19 protein-coding genes are annotated in these 18,647 nt (G+C 73.3%); 10 read left to right on the forward strand and 9 right to left on the reverse strand.

All coding sequences use genetic code 11. From position 1 onward, the window contains the following. Positions 1-30: 30 nt before the first annotated feature. Positions 31-1,419 carry an alpha,alpha-trehalose-phosphate synthase (UDP-forming) gene (locus tag ACZ67M_RS31085; protein ID WP_467322428.1) on the forward strand — a complete coding sequence of 463 codons (1,389 nt, stop codon included), beginning with the start codon at positions 31-33 and terminating at the stop codon, positions 1,417-1,419. A 116-nt stretch (positions 1,420-1,535) separates the two neighbouring features. Here the strand turns inward: ACZ67M_RS31085 and otsB are convergent, their stop codons facing one another. From otsB to ACZ67M_RS31100, 3 genes are read right to left on the reverse strand one after another with little or no spacing between them, the layout of a single operon-like run. Next, a complete protein-coding gene (otsB, locus tag ACZ67M_RS31090; RefSeq protein WP_469853727.1) occupies positions 1,536-2,420 on the reverse strand; it encodes a trehalose-phosphatase in 885 nt (294 codons plus the stop codon). Between the two features lie 46 nt (positions 2,421-2,466). Beyond that, on the reverse strand, positions 2,467-2,700 hold the full coding sequence (locus tag ACZ67M_RS31095) for a DUF3263 domain-containing protein (protein ID WP_360891753.1): 234 nt from the start codon (positions 2,698-2,700) through the stop codon (positions 2,467-2,469). Positions 2,701-2,760: 60 nt separating this feature from the next. Beyond that, a complete protein-coding gene (locus ACZ67M_RS31100) occupies positions 2,761-4,026 on the reverse strand; it encodes an extracellular solute-binding protein (protein WP_469853728.1) in 1,266 nt (421 codons plus the stop codon). Positions 4,027-4,163: 137 nt separating this feature from the next. Between ACZ67M_RS31100 and ACZ67M_RS31105 the strand changes: the two genes are divergently transcribed. The 3 genes from ACZ67M_RS31105 to ACZ67M_RS31115 all read left to right on the forward strand — a co-directional run bounded on the left by ACZ67M_RS31105 (position 4,164) and on the right by ACZ67M_RS31115 (position 7,278). Beyond that, a complete protein-coding gene (locus ACZ67M_RS31105; protein WP_392016096.1) occupies positions 4,164-5,096 on the forward strand; it encodes an ROK family protein in 933 nt (310 codons plus the stop codon). Continuing rightward, positions 5,096-6,241, forward strand: coding sequence for an N-acetylglucosamine-6-phosphate deacetylase (gene nagA, locus ACZ67M_RS31110; protein WP_361357293.1), 1,146 nt, complete (start codon positions 5,096-5,098; stop codon positions 6,239-6,241). Before ACZ67M_RS31105 ends, nagA begins: the two co-directional genes overlap by 1 nt. A 104-nt stretch (positions 6,242-6,345) precedes the next feature. After that, positions 6,346-7,278, forward strand: coding sequence for a 1-phosphofructokinase family hexose kinase (locus ACZ67M_RS31115; RefSeq protein WP_392015871.1), 933 nt, complete (start codon positions 6,346-6,348; stop codon positions 7,276-7,278). A 10-nt stretch (positions 7,279-7,288) separates the two neighbouring features. Here the strand turns inward: ACZ67M_RS31115 and ACZ67M_RS31120 are convergent, their stop codons facing one another. Further along, a complete protein-coding gene (locus tag ACZ67M_RS31120) occupies positions 7,289-8,257 on the reverse strand; it encodes a carbohydrate-binding protein (protein ID WP_361357287.1) in 969 nt (322 codons plus the stop codon). 117 nt (positions 8,258-8,374) lie between these two features. Beyond that, positions 8,375-10,039, reverse strand: coding sequence for a diguanylate cyclase CdgB (cdgB, locus tag ACZ67M_RS31125; RefSeq protein WP_307013300.1), 1,665 nt, complete (start codon positions 10,037-10,039; stop codon positions 8,375-8,377). 312 nt (positions 10,040-10,351) lie between these two features. On the opposite strand from cdgB, the gene ACZ67M_RS31130 reads away from it, so the two are divergent. Together ACZ67M_RS31130 and ACZ67M_RS31135 are read left to right on the forward strand one after the other, a co-directional pair. Continuing rightward, positions 10,352-10,951: a flavin reductase family protein gene (locus ACZ67M_RS31130; protein ID WP_373462974.1), complete on the forward strand. Its 600-nt coding sequence runs from the start codon at positions 10,352-10,354 to the stop codon at positions 10,949-10,951. A 48-nt stretch (positions 10,952-10,999) separates the two neighbouring features. After that, the gene (locus tag ACZ67M_RS31135; RefSeq protein WP_392015874.1) at positions 11,000-11,470 is read left to right on the forward strand and encodes a GNAT family N-acetyltransferase; all 471 of its coding nucleotides are present in this window, start codon (positions 11,000-11,002) and stop codon (positions 11,468-11,470) included. A 92-nt stretch (positions 11,471-11,562) separates the two neighbouring features. Here the strand turns inward: ACZ67M_RS31135 and arfB are convergent, their stop codons facing one another. Beyond that, positions 11,563-12,000, reverse strand: coding sequence for an alternative ribosome rescue aminoacyl-tRNA hydrolase ArfB (gene arfB / locus ACZ67M_RS31140; RefSeq protein ID WP_361357281.1), 438 nt, complete (start codon positions 11,998-12,000; stop codon positions 11,563-11,565). A gap of 157 nt (positions 12,001-12,157) precedes the next feature. Between arfB and ACZ67M_RS31145 the strand changes: the two genes are divergently transcribed. After that, positions 12,158-12,733, forward strand: a complete 576-nt coding sequence (locus ACZ67M_RS31145) for a TerD family protein (protein ID WP_122619590.1) — start codon at positions 12,158-12,160, stop codon at positions 12,731-12,733. A gap of 93 nt (positions 12,734-12,826) precedes the next feature. Here the strand turns inward: ACZ67M_RS31145 and ACZ67M_RS31150 are convergent, their stop codons facing one another. Both ACZ67M_RS31150 and ACZ67M_RS31155 read right to left on the reverse strand, forming a co-directional pair. Then, positions 12,827-13,495: a response regulator transcription factor gene (locus ACZ67M_RS31150; RefSeq protein ID WP_361357278.1), complete on the reverse strand. Its 669-nt coding sequence runs from the start codon at positions 13,493-13,495 to the stop codon at positions 12,827-12,829. Then, positions 13,492-14,718, reverse strand: coding sequence for a sensor histidine kinase (locus tag ACZ67M_RS31155; protein ID WP_392015878.1), 1,227 nt, complete (start codon positions 14,716-14,718; stop codon positions 13,492-13,494). The genes ACZ67M_RS31150 and ACZ67M_RS31155 overlap by 4 nt, the downstream gene beginning before the upstream one ends. Positions 14,719-15,019: 301 nt before the next feature. Here ACZ67M_RS31155 and ACZ67M_RS31160 point away from each other — a divergent pair, with 301 nt between their 5' ends. Together ACZ67M_RS31160 and ACZ67M_RS31165 are read left to right on the forward strand one after the other, a co-directional pair. Beyond that, positions 15,020-15,586, forward strand: coding sequence for a GlcG/HbpS family heme-binding protein (locus ACZ67M_RS31160; protein ID WP_361357272.1), 567 nt, complete (start codon positions 15,020-15,022; stop codon positions 15,584-15,586). Positions 15,587-15,678: 92 nt separating this feature from the next. After that, positions 15,679-17,082: a M1 family metallopeptidase gene (locus ACZ67M_RS31165; RefSeq protein WP_469853729.1), complete on the forward strand. Its 1,404-nt coding sequence runs from the start codon at positions 15,679-15,681 to the stop codon at positions 17,080-17,082. Positions 17,083-17,103: 21 nt separating this feature from the next. On the opposite strand, the gene ACZ67M_RS31170 is transcribed toward ACZ67M_RS31165, so the two are convergent. Then, positions 17,104-18,066, reverse strand: coding sequence for a GNAT family N-acetyltransferase (locus tag ACZ67M_RS31170; RefSeq protein WP_469853730.1), 963 nt, complete (start codon positions 18,064-18,066; stop codon positions 17,104-17,106). 40 nt (positions 18,067-18,106) lie between these two features. Between ACZ67M_RS31170 and ACZ67M_RS31175 the strand changes: the two genes are divergently transcribed. Next, the gene (locus ACZ67M_RS31175) at positions 18,107-18,607 is read left to right on the forward strand and encodes a hypothetical protein (RefSeq protein WP_450734831.1); all 501 of its coding nucleotides are present in this window, start codon (positions 18,107-18,109) and stop codon (positions 18,605-18,607) included. Positions 18,608-18,647 lie beyond the last annotated feature (40 nt).

An 18,647-nucleotide genomic window follows, 5' to 3' on the forward strand; every position in this document is an offset into this window, starting at 1 on the left:
GCATTTCGGGGCCGGGCTAGGTTGAGGCGTATGGCTTCAAGCTTCGGTGCTGCTCAGGTGCTGGTCGCCTCCAATCGGGGGCCGGTCTCGTACGAGGTGCGTGAGGACGGGTCGCTGCACGCGAAACGCGGGGGCGGCGGCCTGGTCTCCGGGCTGTCGTCGATCGGCCCGGACGCGGGGGCGCTGTGGGTGTGCTCGGCGCTCGGCGACGGCGACCGCGAGGCGGTGCGGCGCGGGGTCGGCGAGGACGGCGTGCGGATGCTGGACGTGCCGGCGGACGTGCACGCGGACGCGTACAACGGGATCGCCAACTCGGTGCTGTGGTTCGTGCACCACATGCTCTACCAGACGCCCGTGGAGCCGGTCTTCGACGCGGAGTTCCGGCGGCAGTGGGCCTCCTACGAGGCGTACAACCGGGCCTTCGCCGAGGCGCTGGCCGAGGAGGCCGCCGAGGGCGCGGTCGCGATCGTGCAGGACTACCACCTGACGCTGGTGCCGGGGATGCTCCGCGAGCTGCGGCCGGACCTCAGGATCGGCCACTTCTCGCACACGCCGTGGGCGCCGGTCGACTACTTCCGGCTGCTGCCGGACGACATCGCCGAGCAGGTGCTGCGCGGCATGCTCGGCGCCGACCGGCTCGGGTTCCTCACCCGGCGCTGGGCCGACGCGTTCACCGCGTGCTGCGACGCCCTGGTGGGCGGGCTCGGCTCCACGGAGACCGGCGTGCACGGGCTCGGGGCGGACGCGGACTTCCTGCGGAAGCGGTCGCACGAGGCGGACGTGGACGAGCGGATGGCGGCCCTGCGGGAGGAGATCGGCGAGGGCCGACGCACGATCGTGCGGGTGGACCGGACCGAGCTGTCCAAGAACATCGTGCGCGGGCTGCTGGCGTACCGGGAGCTGCTGGCGACGCGGCCTCAGTGGCGGGAGCGGGTGGTGCACGTCGCGTTCGCCTACCCCTCGCGGCAGGACCTCGCCGTGTACCGCGACTACACGGCCGAGGTGCAGCGGGTCGCGGACGCGGTCAACGCGGAGTTCGGCACGGCCGGCTGGACGCCGGTCGTGCTGCACGTGAAGGACGACTTCGCGCGGTCGCTGGCGGCGTACCGGCTGGCCGACGTGGCCCTCGTCAACCCCGTGCGGGACGGGATGAACCTGGTCGCGAAGGAGGTGCCGGTCGTCTCCGACGAGGGGTGCGTGCTGGTGCTGTCGCGGGAGGCTGGGGCGTACGAGGAGCTGGGCGAGGACGCGGTGGTGGTGAACCCGTACGACGTGTCCGGGACGGCGGAGGCCCTGCACACCGCGCTGTCCGTCCCCGCGGCGGAGCGTGCCGAGCGCTCGAAGCGGCTGGCCGCGGCGGGTACGGCGCTGCCTCCGGCGCGGTGGTTTCTTGAGCAGTTGAGGGCGTTGCGGGGCTGAGAGGGCGAGTGCGCTGCCCGGCGTAGCGGGGTGCCGCCTGCGCCCGCCCGTGCCGCCCCAGCGGCACGACTGCCCGCAGGCGGCGGCGGGGGCGCCCCAGGCGGCGGCGGGGGCCGCTAGGCGAGGCGCGCGGCCAGGGCGCGCAGGAGTCGCACCACGCCCGTCGGGCCGTCGTCGACCACCACGTCGGCCCGCTTTCTGAGGTCCGGGACCTCGTCGCTGCCGCTGCACACCAGGAGGCCCGGGGTGCCCTCGGTGCGGAGTACGTCGACCGCCGCGAAGGCGGGGAGGTCGCCGAGGTCGTCGCCGGCGTAGAGGACGGACCCGGCGTCCGTGTCGCGGACGTAGGCCCGTAGCGCGGCGCCCTTGTCCATGCCGGGCGGGCGCAGTTCGAGGACCATGCGGCCCGGTTCGACGATGAGGCCGTGCCGGGAGGCCAGGTCGGTGAGGGGGACGCGCAGGACGTCGAAGGCGGCCTGCGGGTCGGGGGCACGGCGGGTGTGGACGGCGACCGCGTGGCCCTTCTCCTCGGTCCAGGTGCCCTCCCCCGCCCCGGACCGCTCCAGCAGGGCCGGCAGCTCCGCGCGGACGGCGGCGACGCCGGGATGCGGTTCGGGCGTGGTGAGGGTGCCGGTGGCGGCGTCCCAGCGTTCGGCGCCGTAGTGGCCGAGGACGACGAGGTGGTCGAGGCCCGGGACGTCCGCGAAGCCGCCGTGCCGGACGGCGACCTCGGCCGGGCGGCCGGTGATCACCGCGACGGCGGCGACCTTCGGGGCGAGGGCCGCGAGCGCCGGTACGGCGTCCGGGTGGGCCCGCGCCCGGTCGGGGTCGGCGACGATCGGGGCCAGCGTGCCGTCGAAGTCCAGCGCGATCACCGCACGGCCGGGGTCGGTGAGGAGCGCGTCGAGCCCCGCGCGTCCGGCCGCCGTCGAAGGGGTCGGCAGGTGGTCCGGCGAGTCGGCACGGGAGTCGGCACGGGTGGAGTCCTGGTGGCTGCCCATACCGCGAACCTATCCCGCCGGCGCGGACGGCAACCTCGTCACCGCCTCACCGCTCCGCGCGGCGGGACTCCCGTATCCGGCGGAGGCGGTTGACCGTGACCGGGTCGGTGGCCAGGGCGCGGGGGTCGTCGAGGAGGGCGTTGAGGAGCTGGTAGTAGCGGACGGGGGCCAGGCCCAGCTCCTCGCGGATCGCGCGTTCCTTGGCGCCGGGGCCGGGGAAGCCGCGGCGCTCCAGTGCGAGGATGCCGCGCTCCCGCTCGGCCAGCTCTCCCAGGTCCATGTACGGCACCGTAGCGCCCGCCACCGACAGCGCTGCCCGCGAGGGCTTGTCGCGAGAGTCCTACTCCGCGCTGCCCACCCGCATCGCGGTCCCCTGTATCTGGGCGAGCACCTCCTGAGGGCTGCCGCCGGGGGCGACCGCCTGGCCGATCCGCTTCTTGACGTCGGCGCTGACCGAGGCCCAGGAGGTCTTGCCGACCGGGTACAGCTCGGAGAGCAGCAGTTCGTCCAGGAACGGCTTGAGGTTCTTGTCCTCGGCCGCGGTGCTCATGGCCTGGGAGGCGGAGGTGGTCACCGGCAGCAGGTCGTACTCGCGGGAGAAGTCGAGGACGTTCTCGTCGCTGTAGACGAAGTCGAGGAAGTCGCCGATCTCCTCCTGGTGGCCGTTCTTCTTGAAGGCCGTCATCCAGTCGGACACCCCGAGGGTGTTCTGGCTCTCCCCGTCGGCGCCGGGGGTCGTCACCATGCCGTACTTCACGCCCTTGTCGGAGGCCATCTTCATGAGCGAGGGGTGGCCGTTGAGCATGCCGACGTCCCCGCCCGCGAAGGCGGCGAAGGCGGCGGCGCGGTTGAGCTTGCCGGGGGCGACCGGGCCGGTGAGACCCTTGGCGACCAGTTCGTCGCGCAGCCAGGTGAACGTGGTGACGTTCTGCGGCGAGTCGACGGAGTACGTGCCGAGGTCGTCGGTGTAGCCGCCCCCGCCGCTGAGCATCCACTGCATGGTCTCCGCCTGCGCCTCCTCGGCGCCCAGCGGCAGGGCGTACGGGTACTTCACGCCCTTCGCGTCGAGCGCCTCGGCGGCGTCGGCGAGGTCGTCCCAGGACTTGGGCGGGGTGACGCCGGCCTCGGCGAAGAGGGTCTTGTTGTAGAAGAGCACGCGGGTGGAGGCCGCGAAGGGCAGCCCGTACTGGACCCCGTTGACCTGGCCGGCGCCCGCGAGCTGGGAGACGAAGCCGGCCTGGACCGGGATCGAGAGCACGTCGTCGGCCGAGTAGAGCAGGTCCTTGTCCGCGTAGTCGGAGTACGCGCCGATCTGGGCCATGTCGGGCGCCTCACCGGCGTCGACCATCTCCTGGACCTTCCGGTCGACGTCGTTCCAGGAGTAGACGTCCACCTCCACGTGCACGTCGGGGTTCTTGGCCTCGTAGGACTTGACCAGCTCGTCCCAGTAGTTCTGGGAGCTGTTGTCCTTGCTGTCGCCGTAGTCGGCGGCGACCAGCCTCAGGGTCACCTCGCCGGAGTCGCCGGTGAGGCCGCAGCCGCCGAGGACCGCCGTCATGCCCAGTGCGGACACCACCGCGATCGTTCCTGTCCTACGCCGCTGCACCTGAATCCCCAACCCTGTGCCTGTTCGTTTAACGGATTAAGGTCTACACCACGGCAGTGGACTAGACCTCTCCCGGGTCAACGGGCCACACTGTCCCCGTGAGACATGTCATCGCCCTCGATGTGGGCGGCACCGGGATGAAGGCCGCCCTCGTCGGGTCCGGGGGCGAGCTGCTGCACCGGGCCCGCCGGGCCACCGGCCGCGAGCGCGGGCCCGAGGCGGTGGTCGCGGGCATCCTCGACTTCGCCGCCGAACTGCGCGCCCACGGCGCCGACCGGTTCGGCGAGCCCGCCCGCGCGGCCGGCGTGGCCGTGCCCGGCATCATCGACGAGGAGCACGGCACCGCCGTGTACGCGGCCAACCTCGGCTGGCGCGACGTACCCCTGCGGGCCCTGCTCGGCGACCGGCTCGGCGCCGTCCCCGTCGCCCTCGGCCACGACGTGCGCGCCGGCGGGCTCGCCGAGGGGCGGATCGGGGCCGGACAGGGCGCCGACCGGTTCCTGTTCGTGCCGCTGGGCACCGGCATCGCGGGCGCCATCGGCATCGACGGCCGGGTGGAGTCGGGCGCCCACGGCTTCGCGGGCGAGATCGGCCACGTCGTCGTGCGGCCCGGCGGCATCCCGTGTCCGTGCGGGCAGCGCGGCTGTCTGGAGCGGTTCGCTTCCGCGTCGGCGGTCAGCCAGGCGTGGGCCGAGGCCTGCGGCGACCCGGCCGCGGACGCCGCCGACTGCGCCAAGGCGGTCGAGTCGGGCGACGCCCGCGCGCTCGCGGTCTGGCAGGACGCCGTGGACGCGCTGGCCGACGGACTGGTCACCGCGCTCACTCTGCTGGACCCGCGCGTCCTGATCATCGGTGGCGGCCTCGCCGAGGCGGGGGAAACCTTGTTCACACCGCTGAGGGACGCCGTGCGGCGGCGCGTCACCTTCCAGAAGCTGCCGGAGATCGTCCCCGCGGCGCTGGGGGACACCGCCGGCTGCCTGGGTGCCGGGCTGCTCGCCTGGGACCTGCTCGACACCGAACCGACCGGCACCACCCCCACGACCGCGACTCCCCCGGAGGTAACCACCTGATGGCCCCAAGCAAGGTTCTCGCCGGTGCCCGGGTGGTACTGCCCACCGGGACCGTGGACGACGGCCGCGTGATCGTCGACGGCACCCGGATCGCGGACACGGCGCCCCCCGGCGCGGAGGTCCTCGACCTGTCGGGCCACTGGGTGGTGCCCGGCTTCGTCGACATCCACAACCACGGCGGCGGCGGCGCCTCCTTCACCGGCGGCACGCCCGAGGACATCCTCAAGGGTGTCGAGACCCACCGCCGCCACGGCACCACCACGGTGGTCGCCTCCGCCGTCACCGGCGACCTGGACTTCCTCGCCCGGCGCGCCGGGGTGCTCGCCGAGCTGGCCCAGCAGGGCGACATCGCCGGCATCCACTTCGAGGGGCCCTTCATCTCCCCCTGCCGCAAGGGCGCGCACGACGAGCAACTGCTGCGCGACCCCGACCCGGCCGAGGTCCGCAAGCTGATCGACGCGGCGCACGGGCACGCGAAGATGGTCACGCTGGCCACCGAACTGCCGGGCGGCCTGGACTCCGTACGGCTGCTCGCCGAGCACGGCGTGATCGCGGCGGTCGGGCACACCGACGCGACGTACGAGCAGACGGTCCAGGCCATCGACGCGGGCGCCACGGTCGCCACCCACCTCTTCAACGCGATGCCGCCGCTCGGCCACCGTTCCCCCGGCCCGATCGCCGCCCTCCTGGAGGACGAGCGGATCACCGTCGAGCTGATCAACGACGGCACGCATCTGCACCCGGCCTCGCTCCAGCTGGCCTTCCACCACGCGGGCGCGGCCCGGGTCGCCTTCATCACGGACGCGATGGACGCGGCCGGCTTCGGCGACGGCCGCTATCTGCTCGGCCCGATGGAGGTCGAGGTCGCGGACGGGGTGGCCCGGCTGGTGGAGGGCGGCTCGATCGCGGGCTCCACGCTGACCCTGGACCGCGCCTTCAAGCGGGCGGTGACGGTCGACGGGCTGCCCGTCGGGGACGTCGTCGCGGCGATCTCCGCCAACCCGGCGCGGCTGCTCGGCCTCGGCGACCGGATCGGCTCCCTGGAGCCCGGCAAGGACGCCGACCTGGTGGTGCTGGACGACGCCTTCGACGTGCGGGGCGTGATGCGGCACGGCGCCTGGGTGGTCGAGCCCCAACTGGGCTGATCGGGCGGGGGACTGGGCCGACCGCCGTCCTTTTGGCATGATCGTGTCTTCGGAAAACATCTCCGGGACAGACGGCCGGAGGCGATCGGGGGAGGTCGGTACCGGTGATACTCACCGTCACGCTCAACACCGCTCTCGACATCACCTACCGGGTCCGGTCCCTGCGGCCGCACGCGTCCCACCGGGTCACCGACGTGACGGAGCGGGCCGGCGGCAAGGGGCTGAACGTGGCCCGGGTGCTGGCGGCCCTCGGGCACGAGGCGACGGTCACCGGTTTCGCGGGCGGCACCACCGGCGGCGTCGTACGCGACGGGCTGTCCGGCGTGCCCGGGGTGACCGACGCGCTGGTGCCGGTGGCGGGGGCCACACGGCGCACCATCGCCGTCGTCGACGAACGCACCGGCGACACCACCCAGCTCAACGAGCCGGGCCCGGCCGTCGCACCCGCCGAGTGGAACGCCTTCCAGGACACGTACGAGGAGCTGCTCGCCGATGCCTCCGCGGTGGCGCTGTGCGGCAGCCTCCCGCCGGGCGTCCCGGTGGGCGCCTACGCCGGTCTGGTGCGGTCCGCGCGCGCGGCGGGCGTGCCGGTGCTGCTCGACACCAGCGGGGAACCGTTGCGGCGGGGCGTCGCCGCCCGGCCGGACCTGATCAAGCCGAACGCCGACGAACTGGCCGAGCTGACCGGCTCGCACGAGCCGCTGCGGGCCACCCAGGCGGCCCGGCGCCGCGGCGCCCGCTCGGTGATCGCCTCGCTGGGCGCGGAGGGGCTGCTCGCGGTGACCCCGGAGGGGCGCTGGCGGGCCGCGCCGCCGGCCCACGTGCACGGCAACCCGACGGGCGCGGGCGACTCGGCGGTCGCGGGCCTGCTCTCCGGCCTGGTCGAGCACCTGCCCTGGCCGGACCGGCTGGCCCGCGCGGTCGCCCTGTCGGCGGCGACGGTCCTGTCACCGGTGGCCGGCGAGTTCGACCGGGCGGCGTACGAGGAGATGGTTGGGCGGGGGGTCGCGGTGACGGCGGAGGCGGGGGCGGCGTGAGCCGCCTGCCCTAGTCCTTGACCTGCCCCTTCTTCAGGGAGAACTGGTCCAGCAGGACGTTGCACTTGTCGCCCTCGGCGCAGGAGAGCGTGATCGTGTTGGTGCCCTTGTTCAGGGTGGGCCAGGCGTAGGTCTTGGTCCAGCCCTTGTCGAACTCGCCGTCCTTGGCGCCGGTGAAGTTGCCCAGGTTGAGCTTGCTGCCGAACTCCTTGCCGTTGACCGTGAGGGTCATCGACTGGTCCTCGCCGGCCGCGCTGTACCCGGTGAAGAGGGTGTAGAGGCCGTCCTCCGGGATGCCGCTGACGGTCCAGGTGACCGAGGCACCGGGCTGGTTGAGGTTGGCGACGTAGACGCCGCCCTCGTTCTGCGCGCCCTCGACGTCCGACGCGAGGGAGGCGGAGCCGCCCAGCCGCATCGCCTTGGCGTCGATGGAGGGCAGCTCGACCTCCTCCTCCGCCCCGTCGCTCGCGGACGCGCTCGGTTCGGTGGTCTGGGACTGGCCGGCGGTGGGGTCGCCGCCCGCCGCTTCGCCGCCCTTGTCGTCGTCCGAGCCGCTGCTCGTCATGGCGACGGCGATGCCGATCACCACGGCGGCGACCACGGCGACCGCGCCGATCAGCAGGCCCTTGGTGTTGGGGCCGCGGCGTCCGCCCCCGCCGTGCCCGGACTGCTGGGCGCCGGTGTGAGAACCGCCACCCCCGCCGGGGAACGTCTCCGGCGCGGCGTAGTGCGCGTTCGGCTGGCCGTAGACGCCCTGCTGCGGCGGGGCGGCCTGGCCGAAGGCGGCGGTCTGGGTGCCCTGGTGCTGCTGTGGCGCCCCGTACTGCCGTGTACCGACGGGACGCACCCGGTTGACGGAGTTCGGGTAGCCGTAGCCACCGGACGGCGGCTGGGCCCCGTTGGCCTGCCCGTCGGCGTAGAGATAGCCGAAGGGGTCGTCGTCCTCGGGCGTGCTCGCGCCGTTGTTGCCGGGCGTCATCCCTTGGTCTCCTAACCAGATGCGGTGCGTTGCGGTACGGGTGTGAGATGGCGAGCCTACCCGCTCGGGCTGACCCAAACGGGTGACTCAGACCGCATCAGCGCGCTGACCTGGTGATCATCCGGCTCGGCGGTGCTGTTTGGGACGAGATCGTTTCTCGACGTACATCCGTTCGTCAGCTGACTTCAACACCTCGTCCGCCGTCATGCCGCAGTGTGCCCATCCGATGCCGAAACTCGCGCCCACGCGGACGGCCCGGCCCTCGGCCCGGATCGGCTGGATGATCTCGTTGCGCAGGCGAACGGCGAGGTCCTGGGCGTCGGCGCGGCCGAGACCGTTGGCGAGGATCACGAACTCGTCGCCGCCGAGCCGGGCCACCGTGTCGCCGTCGCGGACGCCGCCGCCGAGCCGGCGGGCGACCTCGATGAGCACGGCGTCGCCCGCGTTGTGCCCGAACCGGTCGTTGATCGACTTGAAGCCGTCCAGGTCGCAGAAGAGGACCGCGAGGCCCTTGGTGCCGTCGTCCCGGCCGTCCTCGGGGGCGACCGCGTGCACATGGTGGTCGTAGGCCCCGTACGGCTCGGCGGGCGCGCTGAAGTCGAAGGTGTGGCCGCCGGAGTCGAAGACGGCGGGATGCCCGTAGGCGGCGTCCATCGCGTCGGCGATCGCCGCGTGCGAGGACTGCGGGCGCTGGCAGAGCCGGGCGGCCAGGCGGGAGCGCAGTTCGGCGGAGTTGGGCAGCCCGGTGAGGGAGTCGTGCGAGGCGCGGTGGGCGAGCTGGAGCTCGCGGCGCTTGCGTTCCTCGATGTCCTCGACGTGGGTGAGCAGGAAGCGGGGCCCGTCGGCGGCGTCGGCGACGACGCTGTTGCGCAGCGAGACCCAGACGTAGGTGCCGTCGCGGCGGCCCAGGCGCAGCTCGGCCCGGCCGCCCTCGGCGGAGGTGCGGAGCAGGGTGCCGATGTCCTCGGGGTGGACGAGGTCGGAGAAGGCGTAGCGGCGCATCGCGGAGGCGGGGCGGCCGAGGAGGCGGCAGAGCGCGTCGTTGGTGCGCAGGATCCGGCCGTGCTGGTCGCCGCCCATCTCGGCGATGGCCATGCCGGAGGGGGCGTACTCGAACGCCTGGCGGAAGCTCTCCTCGCTGGCCCTGAGCGCCTGCTGGTCGCGCTCCAGGCGGACCAGGGCGCGCTGCATGTTGGAGCGGAGCCGGGCGTTGCTGATCGCGATGGCGGCCTGGAAGGCGTACATCTGGAGGGCCTCGCGGCCCCAGGCGCCGGGCCGCCGGCCGTTGCGCGGGCGGTCCACGGACAGCACGCCGATCAGCTCGCCGCTGCTGCCGCCGCCCTGCGGGCCCGGCGCGTACATCGGGGCGAAGAGGCGGTCCGAGGGGTGCCACTCGTCCTCGAAGCGGGGCGCGGGTCCGTCGGTGTACCACTGCGGGACGTCGTCGTCGTCGAGGATCCAGCCCTCGGTGTGGGGTATGAAGATCAGGTCGCCCCACTGCTCGCCCATGTTCAGCCGCCGGTCCCAGGAGTCGCGGGAGCCCGAGCGGCCGGTGATGAGGGCCTCGGCGGCCGGGTTGCCGGCGAAGGCGGCGACGACGAGATCGCCGTCGGGACGGACCAGGTTGACGCAGGCCAGCTCGTACCCCAGGGCCTGGACGACGCCGTCGGCGACGGCCTGCAGGGTGTCGGCCAGGCTGCGGGCCTTGTTCATGTCGGCCATGGCCTGGTGCAGTTGCCGCAGGGACGCAAGGCGGACATAGGGCTCCGACTCGGTCTCCATGCTCGCCCTCCCCCCGAGACCTCGCAGCGAATCAAGGGATCTCTCCGGCGCCCTTACTGATGGTGCCCTTGCAGGTTCACCGCCACTGAATCACAGCGCGCTCCCCACTCGGTACACAGGGTCAACAATTACCGCCCCTTGTGACTCAAGTCACAGCAAAAGATGAACAATTGAGTGGGGTTTCTGCGTTTTTCCTGTGCGTTTACTGAATGCAAATTTGTAGGTATGCGCACGTCTCCGTCCGTGGTCCTAGGACCCGGTTCGGACCGGGGCCCGATGTCCGGCCGGAACTCCGGAGATTAGCGTGATGGTGTGCCGAATACTCCCTCCCTCACGTCCCACGCGTCCCCCGCGCTCCCGTTGCCGTCGCCCGCCGCCGGGCATGCTGAGGGGGTGAGCAACGAGGAATTCCGTGCGGCCATGTCCCGGCTGGCCTCGGGCGTGGTCCTGGTGACCGCCCAGGAGCCGCCGCTCGACGCCGACGACCCGCTGGCGCCGGGCGGCGAGGACGTCGGGATGACGGCCACGGCCTTCATGTCGGTCTCCCTGGACCCGCCGCTGGTCCTGGTCAGCCTGCGGACGGGCTCCCGCATGGACGACCTGCTCGACGAGCAGCCCCTGTGGGCGGTCTCCGTGCTCTCCGAGAGCCAGCGGCACATCGCCGGCCGCTTCGCGATGAAGGGCCGGATCAGCGACCGCCTCCTCTTCGCCGACATCCCCTACGTGCGGGGCGGGGCGACCGGGGCGCCGCTGGCCGGGGGCGCCCTGGCCACCCTGGAGTGCCGCACCGAGCAGCGGGTGCCGGCCGGGGACCACGTGCTGGTCATCGGCCGGGTGCTGACCGCCGCCCTGCCGAGCGCGGACGGGGGACCGCTGACGTACTTCCGGGGCCGGTACCGGCAGTTGGGCTGAGCCGCAATTCACTCGCCGGTCCTCGCGCCGCCTGCCTAGGCTGCGCGCATGACGACGAACGCCGGTCTCCGCCTGGAGACGATCACTTCCGCGAACTTCGAGGCCGCCACCGGCATCCGGGTGCGCCCGGAGCAGGAGTTCGCCGTGGAGCCGGTGGTGAAGTCCCTCGCGGAGGCCTACGTTCACCATGGCGTCGCCTGGCCCCGGCTGATCGTGGACGGCGACCGTCCGGTCGGCTTCCTGATGGGCTTCTTCGACATCGACTGGTACGAGGACGGCAGCGTCCTGCGCTCGGGCCTGTGGCGGCTGAACATCGCGGCCGGTGAACAGGGCCGCGGCTACGGCCGCTTCGCCGTGGAGTCGGTGGTGGAGGAGATCCGCCGCCGCGGCGGCAAGGAGTGCTGGGTGACGTGGCATCCGGGCCCGAACGGCCCCGAGGGCTTCTACCTCGGCCTGGGCTTCCGCACCGACGGGGAGACGAGCGAGGGCGAGACGGTGGGCGTACTGAAGCTGGACTGAACACCTCGGAACGCGCCCCGAAAGGGGCGCGGGGAACTGCGCGACCCGCCACGACGAACCCGCGGGCAGGCACAACGGGGGCCCCGCGTCGCTCAGTCCCAGTCCCGCGCGGAGCGCCCCCGTTTGGTCTGGGAGCGTTGCTTCTTCTCCCGCAGGCGGCGTTCGTTGATGCCGCGCGGGATGCGGGTGGGCCTGCGGGGCCGGGGCGGGGGCGCGGTGGCCTCGGCGAGCAGCGCCGCCAGGCGCACCGCGGCGGTCTCGCGGTTGCGCCACTGGGAGCGGTGCTCGGAGGCGCGGACGCTGACGACGCCGTCGGCCAGGCGCCCGGCCAGCCGTTCCAGCGCCCGCCGCTTCCACACCTCGGGCAGGGCCTCGGTACTCGCCAGGTCGAAACGCAGCTCGACCGCCGTGTCGGTGGTGTTGACGTGCTGGCCGCCCGGCCCCGAGGAACGCGAGAAGCGCCAGACCAGCTCGGCCTCGGGAAGGGAGACGGAACCGCGGATGACATGGGGACCGGACATGCCGTCCATGTTCCCGCCCCGAACGGGTCACGTCACCCCAATATCCTCGGTCCGGCACTCGGTAAAGAAAGTAAAGAGAGCTGGAACCTTACGTACCCCCCTCGACGTTCATGGGGGTAGCTGTAGCTTTCTTGCCGTACGTAAACGAGGGAAGGGACTCCCAACAATGGCTGTAAGCCTGTCCAAGGGTGGCAACGTCTCGCTCACCAAGGAGGCTCCGGGCCTGACCGAGGTCACCGTGGGCCTCGGCTGGGACGTCCGCACGACCACCGGCACCGACTTCGACCTCGACGCGTCCGCGATCGCGGTCAATTCGCAGGGCAAGGTCTACTCCGACGGTCACTTCGTCTTCTTCAACAACAAGCAGACGCCGGACAACACCATCGTCCACACCGGTGACAACCGCACCGGCGAGGGCGCCGGCGACGACGAGGCGATCAACGTCAACCTGGCGGGTCTGCCGGCCGACATCGAGAAGATCGTCTTCCCGGTCTCGATCTACGACGCGGAGAACCGCTCGCAGAACTTCGGCCAGGTGCGCAACGCCTACATCCGCATCCTCAACCAGGCCGGCGGCGCCGAGATCGCCCGCTACGACCTGTCCGAGGACGCCGCCACCGAGACCGCCATGGTCTTCGGCGAGCTGTACCGCAACGGCGCCGAGTGGAAGTTCCGCGCCGTCGGCCAGGGCTACGCCTCGGGCCTGGTCGGCATCGCCCAGGACTTCGGCGTGAACGTCTGACGTTCGCCCGCCGAGCAGTTCCGTACGAAGGCCCCCCGGACGTCCGGCCGGGGGGCCTTCGGCGTGCCCGGCCCGCCTGCTCCGGCGGCTGCGTCACGGCAGCAGGCGCTGCTCCTTGGCCACAGCGACCGCGCCCGCGCGGGTGTCGACGCCGAGTTTGTCGTAGATCCGGCGCAGATGGGTCTTGACCGTGGCCTCGCTGATGAAGAGGGCACGGGCGATCTCCCGGTTGCCGAGACCGGTGGCGAGCTGCGCCAGGATGTCGCGCTCGCGGTCGGTGAGGGAGGGCCTCGGGCGCCGCATGTTGGCCATGACCCGGCTGGCCACCGGCCCCGACAGCGCCGTACGGCCCTGGGCGGCGGCGTGGATCGCGGCGAAGAGTTCCTCGGGGCGCTCCGCCTTCAGCAGGTAGCCGGTGGCGCCGGCCTCGATGGCGCGGGTGATGTCGGCGTCGGTGTCGTACGTGGTCAGGACGAGTACGTGCGGTGTGCGGGCGCCGGAGCCGGTCGCCGGGGCGGCGGTGAGGCGGCGGGTGGTCTCCACGCCGTCGATGCCCTCGCCGAGCTGGAGGTCCATCAGCACCACGTCCGGCGCCAGCCGCCCGGCGAGCGCGAGCGCCTCCTCGCCGGTACCGGCCTCGCCGACCACCTCGATGCCGGGGGCGCTGTCGAGCAGGGCGAGCAGCCCGGCCCGTACGACGACGTGGTCGTCGCAGACCAGGATGCGCACGGGGCCGGGAGCGCCGGCTGCCGGGTCGGTCATCGGGGTGCCTCCTGGGCGTCGGCCGGGTCGGTGCGGGGCGGGTCCAGGGGGACGGCGGCGGACAGGGCGGTGCCCTCGCCGGGGACGGACTCGACGGTCAGGGTCCCGCCGAGCTGGCGCAGCCGGGCGCGCATCGCGGGCAGTCCGTGGCCCCGCACTCCGGCGGGGGCGCCGGGCGGGGCGGCCGGGTCGAAGCCGTGGCCGTCGTCGGTGACGTCCAGCACGACCTGGTCGTCGAGGAGGGTGAGGCTGAGCGCGGCGGTGGACGCGCCCGCGTGCTCCCGGACATTGGCCAGGGCGCCCTGCGCGATGCGCAGCAGGGCCGACTGGACGCGGTCCGGCAGCGGCGGGACGCGGGCGCCGTCGTCGACGTGGACGCGCACGGTGAGGTCGTCGCCGGACTCCCGCGCGGCCAGTGCGCGCAGCGCCGCCTCCAGGCCGCCGCCCCGGGCGAGGTCGGCCGGGGCGAGGTCGTGGACGAAGCGGCGGGCCTCGGCGAGGTTGTGCTCGGCGACGGAGGCGGCGCCCCGGACGTGGGCGCGGGCCTTGTCCGGGTCGGACCCCCAGACCCGCTCGGCCGCCTGGAGCAGCATCCGCTGGCTGGACAGGCCCTGCGCGAGGCTGTCGTGGATCTCCATGGACAGCCGCTGGCGTTCGGCCAGGGTGCCCTCGCGGCGCTCGGAGGCGGCGAGTTCGCGGCGGGTGCGGATCAGGTCGTCGATCAGGGCGCGCTGCCGGGCGGTCTGCCGCTCGGTGTGCAGGAACACGGCGGTGGCGATGGCGGCGACGGCGGGCGGGGCCAGCAGCAGGTTCGGGTCGAAGCGCCCGGCGAGCCGCAACTGCGCGGCGACCACGAACACCGTCAGGACGCCGACCAGCACGAGCGCCGCCCGGGGCGGCAGGGTGCGCAGCCCGGTGTAGAGGAGGGGCACCGCGCACCAGGAGAAGCTGGGCGCGAGGACGACCAGCACCATCCACACCACGACCACCAGGCCCAGCCAGGCCGCGCGCCGCCCCGTGGGCCGCTCTCCGGGCCCGCTCAGGACCGGCCCGAGCAGGTGCAGCAGGGCCAGCGCGAGGGAGAGGGCGAGGATCCACGGGGTGCGGGGCTCGCCGGGGTGGCGCAGCAGGAAGCGGGCGAGGGCGCCGCCGAGCAGCAGGAAGAACGCCGCGTGCATGACGGCGCCGAGCCACCGGGTGTCGGGGTCGTACGGCTTCGGCATCCGCCCGCCTCCTTCCGCCTCCTGGCCGCCTCGGCTTGCGGTCCTTGTCCGGTCCGTGTCCGGGTTGGTGTCCCCCAACGTGCCGCAGGAGGGCGCTGAGCTGCCCGAACACACCCATGGTGCCCTGTGCGGAGGGTGTCCGGGTCAACCGATCGGACGACCCCGGCCTCGCCCGTTCCGTCGTCCGGGAGCAGCCGGAACGGCGACCGGGCACCGGGGCCGCGGGACGGAGGGTGGAGAGCGGGACGCGGCACAGCGCCCGATCCCCTCCGACCACGTCCGATCCCGAGGAGCAGACGCCATGAAGAAGACCCTCTCCCGACGCGCCCGCATCGCCACCGGAGGCGCCGTGCTCGCCGCCGTCGCCGCCGGCACCTTCGGCACGGTGGCCGCGAACGCCTCCGCCCCGGAGAGCGGCCGGGACTCCGCCGCGGCCGCCGCCCCCGCCTCGGCCGGGCAGCGCTCCACCACGACCTCCACGCACCTGACGATCGACGCCGCCACCGAGGCCGCGCAGGCCGCGCTGAAGGCGGCGAAGAAGGAGGGCCAGCGGATCACGGTGGCGGTCGTCGACCGCAACGGCAACACGATCCTCACCATGCGCGGTGACGGCGCCGGCCCGCAGTCCTACGAGTCGGCCGAGAAGAAGGCGTTCACCTCGGTCTCCTGGAACGCCCCGACCAGCGAGCTGGAGGGCCGCCTGGAGAGCGCCCCGAACCTGAAGGACATCCCGGGCACCCTGTTCCTGGGCGGCGGCGTCCCGGTCACCGCCGGCAAGGCGCCGATCGCCGGGATCGGTGTCGCGGGCGCTCCGTCCGGCACCCTGGACGAGAAGTTCGCGCGGGCGGGCGCCGAGGCCCTGAACTAGGCCCGGGACCCAGGGGCAGCGGGGCTGCCCGCAGGGTCCCGGCACCCGGTCCCAACGGGCGTTTCACGTGAAACGCCGCATAGGATCACGACGTGCGCATCTCCCGTCCCCTCATAGCCGCCGCCACCGTCACCGTCCTCGCGGCGTGCAGCGGTGGCGGCGCCGTGGACGGCGGTCCCGGTGGTTCGGGCGTGCGCGATCCGTACTTCCCGAAGGCGGGCAACGGCGGCTACGACGTCGGCCACTACGACCTGAAGCTGGCCTACGAGCCCGACGACGAGCACCTCGCGGGCACCGCGACGATCACCGCGCGTGCCACCCGGGACCTGTCGGCCTTCGACCTCGACCTCAAGGGCCTGGACGTCGAGGCGGTCACGGTCGAGGGCCGGGAGGCCCGCTTCAACCGGGCCGGGCAGGAGCTGACCGTCCGCCCGGCGGACGAGCTGCGCGAAGGGGAGACGTTCCGGGTGAGCGTCCGCTACTCCGGCGAACCTCAGACGGTGACCGACCCGGACGACTCCGAGGAGGGCTGGCTGCCCACCGCCGACGGCGCGGTGGCGCTCGGCCAGCCGGTCGGCTCGATGGCGTGGTTCCCCGGCAGCCACCACCCCTCGGACAAGGCGACGTACGACCTCGCCGTGACCGTGCCGGAGGGCTTCGGCGTGGTCTCCAACGGGGAGCTGCGGGACGAGCGGACCCGTGGCGGCCGTACGACGTTCACGTGGCACACGGCCGAGCCGATGTCGAGCCACGTGGCCACGGTCGCCGTCGGCGAGTGGGAGACCGACCGCTCCACCACCGACGCCGGTCTGCCGGTGTACACGGCCGTCGACCCGCAGCAGTCCGACGCGAGCCGCAAGGTGCTGGCGCGGATTCCCGAGGTCGTGGAGTGGGGCGAGGAGAACTTCGGCCCGTACCCCTTCTCCTCCACCGGCGCGATCGTCGACCGCGTCGAGGACGCCGGATACGCGCTGGAGACCCAGAACCGGCCCTACTTCCCCGGCGCCCCCAGCCCGGTCCTACTCGTCCACGAACTCGCCCACCAGTGGTACGGGAACTCGGTCAGCCCGAAGACCTGGCGGGACATGTGGCTCAGCGAGGGTTTCGCCACCTACGCCGAGTGGCTGTGGGAGGAGGACGAGGGCGGCGACACCGCCCAGCAGACCTTCGACGCGCTCTACGACGGGACGTACTACGACGAGGAGGACGCGGGCGACTCGATCTGGGCGTTCCCGCCCGCCGACCCGCCCGACGCCGAGCACATCTCCGCGAGCCCCGTCTACCAGCGCGGCGCGATGGTCCTGCACAAGATCCGCCAGAAGGTCGGCGACGAAGCCTTCCTGGCCCTGCTGCGGGGCTGGGCCGGCGCGCACCGCCACGGCAACGCGGACACCGAGGACTTCACGGCCTACGTGGAGAAGTCGGCGCCGGACGAGGACTTCACGGAGGTCTGGGACGACTGGCTCCACGGGGACGGCCGGCCGGACCGCCCGTGAGGCACCGCCGTCCCCGCGGGCTCACCCCTCGAAGGTGTCGAGCAGCAGCGCGAGGTCCGGGGGCCAGAGCGGTTCCGGGGCCTCGGCCAGTTCGGCCCGGCTCCACCAGCGCCATTCGAGGATGCCGTCGGCGGCGTGTGCGGCGGCGAGGTGGGGGCCGGTGGGTTCGCGGCGCGGGGCGCGGGTGACGTAGATGTGCTCGTGCTGGCGGACGGGGCCGACGCTCAGGTGGGTGAAGTCGTGTTCCCAGGTGCAGAGCAGCGGGCCGGGCTCAATGTCGTGCCAGCCGGTCTCCTCACGCACCTCGCGCAGGGCGCCCTCGCGGGGGCTCTCGTCCGCGTCCAGTCCGCCGCCGGGCATCGCCCAGTGCACGCCGACCTCGATGTTGTCGTAGCGCAGGAGGAACACCGCGCCCCCGGGGTCGAGCACGGCGACCCGGGCGGCGCGGCGCGGGGTGCGCGGCACGCCGCTGTCGAACTCCTTGCGCAGCACCGTGCAGGGACGGCCGCGCTCCAGGTCGGGGCGGTGGTCGACGGCCGTGTAGCCGAGGGCGGTCCAGAAGGCGAGGGCCCCGGGGTCGGCGTCGAGCACGGCGAGCCGTACGGCGGTGCGGCCGGTGGCCCGGAGCCGTTCCTCGACGAGCGACGCGAGCCGCCTGCCGTGGCCCCGGCGCCGCAGCTCGGCGTCCACCATCAGCAGCCCGATCCAGGGGTCCGGGTCGGCCGGGTCGGGATGCCGGGCGAGTGTGATCGCGACGCCGGTCAGCCGGCCCGCTTCCCTGGCGAGCAGCACCTCGGCGCCCGGTCGCGCCAGCTCGTCGGCCAGCGCCGCCGCCACCTGCTCCGGACGGATGTCGTCCGGGTCCGGGAAGTCGCCGCTGAGCGCGTGGAAGTCGCGGTGGGCGGCGTAGAGGGCGGTCAGCTCGGTGAGGAGGGGCCCGGGGATGTCGTGGTCGGGGCCGGTCCGCAAGGGGGTGATGATCACGTGGGCAACCTATCCGGTCGGGCGTGACACCATCACCTGCGTGCTCGACATCGGTTACGCCCTCTCCACCCGCTTCCCCGACCCGCCGCAGACGGACTACCGGCGCGCGGACGTCCGCGCGCTGCGGCACGACCTGTTCTGCGGGGACGTCTATCTCGCCGACACCAAGGCCGACCGGGAGCTGTCCACAGCCTGGGGATGGGTGCCGGTGCTCGACTTCGCCTGGGCGCTCTGCGACATCGTGGAGCGCGTGGACCGGGACCCGGCGGGCTCCCGGGCGGCCCGGCCGCAGCGGGCGGAGCTGGACTTCACCGAGTCCACGGACCGTCTGCTCTTCGAGCGCCGCTTCGGCTGGGTCGACATCGAGGCGGACTGGATGCCGGCGGACGAGCCCCCGCTGTCCTTCTCCCACGCGGAACTGCGCCGGGAGTCCCGGGACTTCCTGCACGACCTGCTCGCCGATCTGACCGACATGCACGAGGACCTGGCGGACAACCCGGCGATCTGGACCCTCCAGGCCCGCTTCCCCCGCCTGCCCTGACGCCCCACCCCGGCGCGCCCATCCCGACGCCCCACTCCGG

It is taken from the genome of Streptomyces sp. NPDC107500 (assembly GCF_055582785.1).

Bases quoted from the DNA above. Each gene is read 5' to 3' on its own strand.
- ACZ67M_RS31085 (WP_467322428.1), top strand. From the start codon at position 31: ATGGCTTCAAGCTTCGGTGCTGCTCAGGTGCTGGTCGCCTCCAATCGG.
- otsB (WP_469853727.1), bottom strand. From the start codon at position 2,420: ATGGGCAGCCACCAGGACTCCACCCGTGCCGACTCCCGTGCCGACTCG.
- ACZ67M_RS31095 (WP_360891753.1), bottom strand. From the start codon at position 2,700: ATGGACCTGGGAGAGCTGGCCGAGCGGGAGCGCGGCATCCTCGCACTG.
- ACZ67M_RS31105 (WP_392016096.1), top strand. From the start codon at position 4,164: ATGAAGGCCGCCCTCGTCGGGTCCGGGGGCGAGCTGCTGCACCGGGCC.
- nagA (WP_361357293.1), top strand. From the start codon at position 5,096: ATGGCCCCAAGCAAGGTTCTCGCCGGTGCCCGGGTGGTACTGCCCACC.
- ACZ67M_RS31120 (WP_361357287.1), bottom strand. From the start codon at position 8,257: ATGACGCCCGGCAACAACGGCGCGAGCACGCCCGAGGACGACGACCCC.
- cdgB (WP_307013300.1), bottom strand. From the start codon at position 10,039: ATGGAGACCGAGTCGGAGCCCTATGTCCGCCTTGCGTCCCTGCGGCAA.
- ACZ67M_RS31135 (WP_392015874.1), top strand. From the start codon at position 11,000: ATGACGACGAACGCCGGTCTCCGCCTGGAGACGATCACTTCCGCGAAC.
- arfB (WP_361357281.1), bottom strand. From the start codon at position 12,000: ATGGACGGCATGTCCGGTCCCCATGTCATCCGCGGTTCCGTCTCCCTT.
- ACZ67M_RS31145 (WP_122619590.1), top strand. From the start codon at position 12,158: ATGGCTGTAAGCCTGTCCAAGGGTGGCAACGTCTCGCTCACCAAGGAG.
- ACZ67M_RS31150 (WP_361357278.1), bottom strand. From the start codon at position 13,495: ATGACCGACCCGGCAGCCGGCGCTCCCGGCCCCGTGCGCATCCTGGTC.
- ACZ67M_RS31155 (WP_392015878.1), bottom strand. From the start codon at position 14,718: ATGCCGAAGCCGTACGACCCCGACACCCGGTGGCTCGGCGCCGTCATG.
- ACZ67M_RS31160 (WP_361357272.1), top strand. From the start codon at position 15,020: ATGAAGAAGACCCTCTCCCGACGCGCCCGCATCGCCACCGGAGGCGCC.